3 protein-coding genes and 1 pseudogene are annotated in these 7623 nt (G+C 46.0%); all 4 read right to left on the reverse strand.

The window, feature by feature from the left end; all coding sequences use genetic code 11:
* The coding region (locus ACYTXL_RS33525; RefSeq protein WP_461928346.1) for a filamentous hemagglutinin N-terminal domain-containing protein at positions 1-1784 on the reverse strand (1784 nt) is incomplete at its 3' end.
* A gap of 74 nt (positions 1785-1858) precedes the next feature.
* Positions 1859-4804 (reverse strand): two-partner secretion domain-containing protein, encoded by a 2946-nt coding sequence (locus ACYTXL_RS33530; protein ID WP_461928347.1) that lies wholly within the window; start codon positions 4802-4804, stop codon positions 1859-1861.
* A 140-nt stretch (positions 4805-4944) separates the two neighbouring features.
* Positions 4945-5325 (reverse strand): annotated as a pseudogene (locus tag ACYTXL_RS33535) (Uma2 family endonuclease); the annotation flags it as partial.
* Positions 5326-5706: 381 nt separating this feature from the next.
* The coding region (locus tag ACYTXL_RS33540) for a phosphoketolase family protein (protein ID WP_461928348.1) at positions 5707-7623 on the reverse strand (1917 nt) is incomplete at its 5' end.

The following is a 7623-nucleotide window of genomic DNA, read 5'->3' on the forward strand; positions in this document are numbered from 1 at the left end:
CCGTCATTTTTGACGGTTATATATGCCCCATCTGTGATGCGTAATGACGGTGTGTTAATGGTTAGGGAACCAGCGTTACCGCTAGGAATGGCAGGCAGTCCAAAGGCAGCTTGAGTGGCTGGATCGACAATCTGGGCGCTTGAAGCAATGCTGCTAGATAGGGTCGAGCCGGCATATCTACCCTGGATATCTACGGATTTTGAAGCATTAATCGTCACGTTACCGGCTGAACCCGTAGCAACGGTGCCAGACCCTAACACTCCACCGTCTCGAATCACTAATCTGGACGTATTGACAAACACGTTATTGGCATTTCCAGAGTTGATAGTCGATGAAAGCAAGGTACTTGGTGACAATGTAATGGGGTTTGCTCCAGCAATTTCGATTAAGTCTTCTGCATTAACTCGTAACATTCCAGTCTGTCCAGAACCTATGGATGTAGAGGTAAAAGTGCCACCATTCAGAATCCTCATGTTGCCGGTTGAGACCGTAAGATTGCCTGCGTTGGCGGAGCTAAATGTGATCGTTGCGATCGAGGACGCATTGGCTGGATTGGCGGGGGCAAAGCCATCGATATCGATCAACCCTGCAACATTGGCTGTTATATTGCCACCAGGTGCTTGAACAAAGGTCCCAGTAGCGATTCCTCCTCCATTTTGGAGAGATAGCTGCGCGGCAGAGATGGTAATATCACCCGTCTGACTCGTTCCTAAGTTCTCGATTTTTATGAGGCTCCCCAGTCTACCATCGGGTGTATTCCCCGTAAGGTTAAGTGACTGGGTGGCATTGACTGCAATTCCCCCGGATGGTTGTGTACCAAGGTTTTGGATCAAAGCTACGGAACCTTCGGTTAAGCTAATATTCCGTCCTTGTAATTGAATCGAGCCTCTGCCGCCACTGGCATCGAGAAGCGATTGCTGCGCGAGCTGGATATCGTTGAATTGCCGCACCTCTGAGTAATCCCCGACCCACCCCGTAAGAGTAGCATTGAGTCTGACTTGCCCCTCGCTGACACTGCCTATCTCCAAATGCCCGCCACCATTAACGGCTGCAATGCCACCGGACAAGTTAACCTCACCGCCAATCAGCGCCAGTGTATTACCTGCCCCGACTTGTAACCCGATGGGATTATTGCTGCGATCTACGGGGGTATAAAGTCCGGCGGTCAGGCGATGTCCACTCCCTTGCAGGCTAATTCCCCCTGGATTTTGCCCCAACTGTAAGCCAATGGGGACACTGATCGTCAGCAACGGTGTAGCACTGGGATTAGTCGCACTAAATTCGACTCCATCACTAAACTTAATACTATTCGCCGTTGTTCCCACAAAGGAGCCGCCAATATCCAAGCGGGCATTTGCCCCAAACACAATCCCCGCAGGATTCATCAAAAACAAACTTACTGGGTTACTACTATTAAGCGTGCTAATCAACCCATCAATATTGGAAACCTTTCTACCTGTAACCCGACTAAATATAGTTGTAATATTTGGTGTGTTAATTAAATCGAATCTCGCTGAACCACCCGTAGGTACAGAGAAATTATTGAAGCTATGAAATAAATTATTACCTTTTGCAATCCCATTAAGAATTGTGAAATTATTACCACTTTGGTTGACAATGGTGTTTGTAGTACCATCGGATGTCACTTGTGCAATGGCTGGTAGTAACAGAGCGGAACTTAAGAACCCGGTTGTGAATATAGATAGAAAAGCGTAGGCGTAGCCCGCACTTCGACCCTTCGACGCAGGCTCAGGGCAGGCAAGCTCAGTGACCATCGTAGACATCGCTCTCATACCAAAAACTTCCTTTAACTGATTTCAAGTTAGAGTTCCCTTTTCGGGCATGATTAATAACATGATTAAATTTTGGGAACAGCAGCACAGGTTAATGGTTGTTGCACCTGAGTAGGAGATTTATCTGCAAATAACTCAATTTTCCCCTGGGCGTTTCGTCGCCAACCTGTGGCTTGGACAAGAACCTCTGGGGATTCAGGCATTTGGGCTGTGACTTCCCTAGTTTTGCGGAATGCAGAGATGTCGCGGATGTCAGACCAAGTGCGCTCGCTCGTCACTTCTTGAAGGGGATTTGGCGGTACACCACCGCGCCCCGTTGCCACAAATTGGCTGGCTTGATTATTCGCGCAACCTGTAGCAATTTGTTGGGATGCATCAACTAAATTGACTGGGAGTTGCATCAACCCGGAATTGGGATTGACATCAGGGTTAGTAATTTGCACATTACCGTTAACGCCAAATTGCGAACTGGCAGTAATATCGCTTTCAGAAGTAAGTTGAGTCCGATATTTTAGACCAAAAAGACCCTGAGTGGTAATTTGAATGTTGCCACCCTTGCCCTCAAAAGCATTGGCAATAATATCGCTATTTTCTACCCCAACGATCAGGGGAGCCTTAATGGTGATGGTGCCACCGTCACCACTGCCACCTGCTTCTGCGGTGATCGTACTACCATGACGCAGCAAGAGGACGTTTGCAACATCTAAATCGATATCGCCACCTTGCCCAGTGGTGGTGGTTGCCAGAATCTGACCATTATCCAAAGAAACTTGATCTGCTTGGATACTTAACTGTCCAGCATTACCTGTCCCAGAGTTTTTCAGGTTCACGCGTCCATTATCGCGCAGTGTAAGGCGGTTTGTTGTGATGCTCAACCTACCCGCATTACCCGTAGGAGCATCCGGTAAACCATAAAATTGCCTTGTAGTCTTATCTGTAATGGGTGCGCTAGCTGCGATCGCAGAATTCAAGATATTCTTCCCTTCTACTAAAATGTCATTTGCCTGGATAGTTAATGCACCTGCATTGCCCGTGGCTTGGGTGATTGTGCTGATTGATGCACCATCTTGGACGACCAAGTGATTAGTTTGAATTGTCACATCTCCGGCTGTACCATTGCCTAATGTGTTGCTTCCCAGAACAGTCGGAGCTTTGGTGAACTGATTTATCCCAGTGATGCTGAGGCGATCTGCCACATTCACGGTGACATTGCCACCATTTCCTAAATTATTGGACTGTTTGGCGTCACCAAATATGCCAAACACTGGCAGAGTACTTGCCGCCAAGATGGCTCCAGCTTCTAGTGTCAACTTTGGCGTAGTCACAGACACATTGCCTCCATTACCGGAGCCTGTAGTAAAGTTAGCGATAGCGCTAATGACGGTTGGTGAGATTGGATATGCACCCACCATGTCTATGGCTTGTCGTGCCACTACCGTTACATCGCCCGCGTTGCCGGCACCCGTCCCAGGTATTCCGGCGAGCCGAGCAGAAGCGGCGAAAATTTCCCCTCCATCTAAAAGGTGCAATGTCCCTGTGGAGACATTGATATTGCCGCCATTGCCAATCCATAATGTGTAAGCACCAATTCCACTAGCACTGAAACTGAGGGGATGTGCTGCGATCGCGGTAATATCTTCTGCCACATTGACGGAGAGATTTCCACCGCGCCCAGTAGCCCCAGGAAAGACGGTTGTAAAAATTCCACCACTTTCCTTAAAAGCCACTTGCCGCGCCCCTACGGTGATATCTCCCCCGGCTCCTGATGCGTAAGTTTCACTGGCAATACGGCTACTGCTACTCCCAGTCGGTGCTAAGGGAGATTTCAGAGGAATAGTACCACTGGCGGTAATAGTATCTGCTCGTACTTCCACCTTACCTGCTGCCCCTGCACCCAGGCTCAGGGTTTCAATTGCTGCGCCATCCTGCAAAGTTAACTGCCCTGCTTGAATATTCACTGCTCCGCCGTTTCCCGTCGCTTTCTGGGCCACCTGATTGACAATCCAAGCGCTGGGAGCTTGAGCATTGGCATTTACTCCACCTAAAAAGAGCGATCGCGCTGCATTCACAGTAATATTTCCTCCCTGTCCACTAGCTGTAGTTGCACCAGCAATTTGAGATTGATTCAGGGTAATATCGCGTCCTACAACTTGAATCCCTCCGTTAGGATTGCCGATGGGGTTGGGATTCCACAGGGAGGAACGGTTTGTAAAGTTAATGTCTCCTAGTTCTGGCACTTGGGTGTATCCTAGTTGCCAACCCGTGGTAATGGGGGTCAGGCTGACTGTACCACTATTCACTGCACCGATTTCAATCCGTCCAATAGGAGCAGTAATCACGCCACCGTCAAAATTGACATCGCCGCCGACAAGGGCAAGTGTCTGTCCAGGACTTGCTACTATCCCCAATTTGTTGGTGGGAACAATGCCATCATTACCCGTGCCTTGCACCTGAATATTTCCCGTTGCTTGACCAAATTGCAACCCCACGGGTACGCTGATGGTTAATAATGGTGGTGTCGCTGAGTTTACTGCACTAAATTCGACTCCATCAGCAAACTTAATACTATTCGCCGTCGTTCCCACGAAGGAGCCGCCAATATTCAAGCGGGCATTTGCCCCAAACACAATCCCCGCAGGATTCATTAAAAACAAACTCACCGGATTACTACTATTAAGCTTGCTAATTAACCCATCAATATTAGAAACGTTTCCACCTGTAATCCGGCTAAATATGGTAGTAATATTTGGCGTGTTAATTAAATTGAAGGTGGCTGAACCACCCGTAGGTACAGAGAAATTATTGAAGCTATGAAATAAATTATTACCTTTTGCAATCCCATTAAGAATTGTGAAATTATTACCACTTTGGTTGACAATGGTGTTTGTAGTACCATCGGATGTCACCTGAGCGATCGCCGATCCCATCATCCCTGGAGTGAATAACCCAGTTGTTAATATAAATAGAAAAGCGTCAAACCGGAAGCTTATCCCTTTGCACATAGTTCTCATACCAGAAATAATCCCATTAACTTCTGGTATTAGGATTCCCGAAATTCTCGTCTAGCTAACACCCATTTCCTGAAATCAAAACAATTAGCAATTATCAGCATCTTATGGGGATTTACCTGGAGTGTAGATCAAAAAATACTCTACAAAGCACCATTAAAAATCTGATTAGCAGTCAGGTTTAAATCTGGAAAACTAGGGGATATAATACGTTGAGAATTCCTAAATTGAGCGACTTGATATTCTTCATCAACAAGATGATAAATAGAAATAGTTGGTTGTTTCGGATTACCAATAAATTTTCTTGCCCCCAACGCTGCATAATCAACGATCCAATATTCGGGAATCTTCATGGCTTCTCTTCGAGACGCTACGCGAACGTAATTTCCTAATTTTGTGTAATAATCATCTTCCCAATTTGTGCTTACAACCTCAATAATTAAAGGAATGGATTCACTTTCAGTCACGGTAGATTCTTTTTCCCAAAATTCCTCATTGTGTAGATTATCATCGTTGATTAAAACCCAAGATGCCTTTACCAGGGGCAACCATCGCTTTAACAGTGGCGATAAGTTTTGGTGAACTCATTATTTAAAACCTTTTAGCTCTAAAGGGTTGATTTTTTATTTGCAGATGCGATCGACAATAATTACTAATTCGTAATTACGTTGTTTTTCCCTTTTTGTTTGGGGGCTACCGTGTACACATAAGTCTCTTAACCTGCATCTTTATTGCATTGACCTGCAAAAATTAACTTACTCTACGTTACGCAGTAACTTTCAAAAACTTGTATATACACGGTAGACTCAAGGGAGGGAGATATCTGTCAAACTCACATTAAACTAAGGTCAGAGTTTTCATCTGGAACGTAATTACGAATTACAAATTATGAATTACGAATTATTTTAGTAAGACCACTTCCAGTTGACGATTTCCGGCTGATCAATACCGTGTTTATGAGCATAATTCCGGTTGTTAATAATTTCGTTCTTCATGCGCTCTCTAACATAAACAGCAGCAGAACCCAGCTTCGGAACCCGATCAATCACGTCAATCACTAGATTGAACCGATCAACTTGATTGTTGATAGCTAACTCAAGTGGTGTGTTAATGCTGCCCTTTTCCTTGTAGCCGCGCACATGAATATTTTCATGATTAGTGCGATGATAAGCAAGTTTGTGAATCAGCCAAGGATAGCCATGGAAGTTGAAAATTACAGGCTTATCTGTGGTGAAAAGACTATCGAAATCCCAGTCTGATAATCCATGTGGATGTTCTGTATCTGGTTGCAACTTGTACAAGTCAACAACATTAATAAACCGCACCTTGAGATCGGGGAACTCATCTCTTAAGATGGCAGTTGCAGCTAAAGCTTCCATAGTCACAACATCTCCGCAAGATGCCATGACAACATCAGGAAGATCGGGTTCTTGGCCATGATGATCATTGCTTGCCCAGTCCCAGATGCCGATGCCTTTGGTGCAATGTGCGATCGCTTGTTCTATGCTAAGAAACTGGAGGTGTTTTTGCTTATCTGCAACGATGACGTTGACGTAGTTGGTGCTACGTAGGCAATGATTGGCTACAGAAAGTAGACAGTTAGCGTCGGGAGGTAGATAAATCCGGGTAACTTCAGCACTCTTATTAGTAACCAAATCTATGAATCCTGGATCTTGGTGGCTAAAACCGTTGTTGTCTTGTCGCCAAACAGTAGAGGATAGTAAGATATTCTCAGAAGAAACCGGCGATCGCCAAGCAACTTCATTTTTGCTGATTTCCAGCCATTTAGCGTGCTGGTTAAACATAGAGTCAACAACGTGAGCAAAAGCTTCATAGCTGTGGAAGAAACCATGCCGCCCAGATAAGAGATAGCCTTCCAGCCAGCCGAACAGGTTATGTTCACTGAGCATTTCCATCACTCGCCCATCGGTAGATAGCTCACTCCCATCTGCATCTTCAGGGAGCATATCTGCCAACCAGACTTTCTCACTGACTTCGTAGATAGCACTGAGTCGATTGGAGGCGGTTTCATCTGGCCCGAATACGCGGAAATTATTCATGTTATTACGCATGATATCTCGCAGGAAGTTCCCTAGAGGCTTAGTGTTTTCCACCTCAACTGCGCCGGGTTTGACTACCTCAACTGCATTGTTGCGGAAGTCGGGCATACGCAATTCTTTACGTAGAATTCCACCGTTAGCAACGGGATTGGCACTGATGCGGCGATTACCAATCGGAGCCAGCTTTTTGAGTTCGGGAATTAGACTGCCATGCTCATCAAATAATTCCTCTGGCTTGTAACTTTTCATCCAGTGTTCTAAAATCTCCAGATGGGCAGGATTAGTAGCTACATCTGTAATTGGTACTTGGTGCGATCGCCAAAATCCCTCTAATTTATGACCGTCTATTTCTGCCGGCGCAGTCCATCCTTTGGGGGTGCGAAGCACAATCATCGGCCAACGAGGACGCTTGGCAACACCCGAAGTCCTGGCTTCGGTTTGAATTTTCTTGATTTCCAAAATAACTGTTTCCAGAGTTGCTGCCATCAGTTGATGCACTTGCGCTGGCTCATGCCCTTCCACAAAGTAAGGTGTGTAACCGTAGCCCTTGAATAAGTCCTCTAGTTCCTCGTGGCTGATGCGGGCTAGGATGGTGGGGTTAGCAATCTTGTAGCCATTCAAATGCAAGATTGGTAAAACTGCACCATCCCGAATGGGGTTGATAAATTTATTGGAATGCCAAGCTGTTGCCAGAGGGCCTGTTTCTGCTTCCCCGTCACCAACAACTGCCGTCACAATCAAATCCGGGTTATCGAAAGCAGC

This window comes from Nostoc sp., assembly GCF_054880495.1.